Origin of the sequence: Megasphaera sp. AF13-6AC (assembly GCF_027685385.1) — a bacterium.
Taxonomy (GTDB): Bacteria; Bacillota; Negativicutes; order Veillonellales; family Megasphaeraceae; genus Megasphaera; species Megasphaera micronuciformis.
In genome coordinates this window covers 1-326 of the sequence record NZ_JAQCUN010000334.1, presented here as the reverse complement: position 1 = coordinate 326, position 326 = coordinate 1, and the positions used below count along the sequence as shown (strand labels likewise).

The window sequence follows — 326 nt, the reverse complement described above, 5'->3', positions numbered from 1 at the left end:
CTTGCCAACCAGGAACTTAACTTGCGTCGTTACCAGACTTTGGCTGATGAAGATGCTATTGCCATGCAGACCGTGACGGATCAGGAAGCTGCTACGGCCCAACAAAATGCCGTGTTGCAGGCTCAAGAAGCACAGGTAGCGGCGGCACAGGATAATATGGACGATACTATTGTGTATGCTCCTTTCAGCGGGACGCTGAACGTTGACGATGTACCGATCGGTACCTTCGCGACAGCCGGAGGCACGGCTTTAGTCACTATTTCATCCAATAATCCCGTATTCGTCGATTTTACAATCAGTGAAGCCGAATACTTGGAAATGGTCAA

Annotated in this window: 1 pseudogene; it reads left to right on the top strand. The window is 49.7% G+C overall.

Annotation, left to right across the window (positions count from 1 at the left end):
* A pseudogene (locus PGX78_RS09270) lies at nucleotides 1–326 on the top strand (efflux RND transporter periplasmic adaptor subunit); the annotation flags it as partial.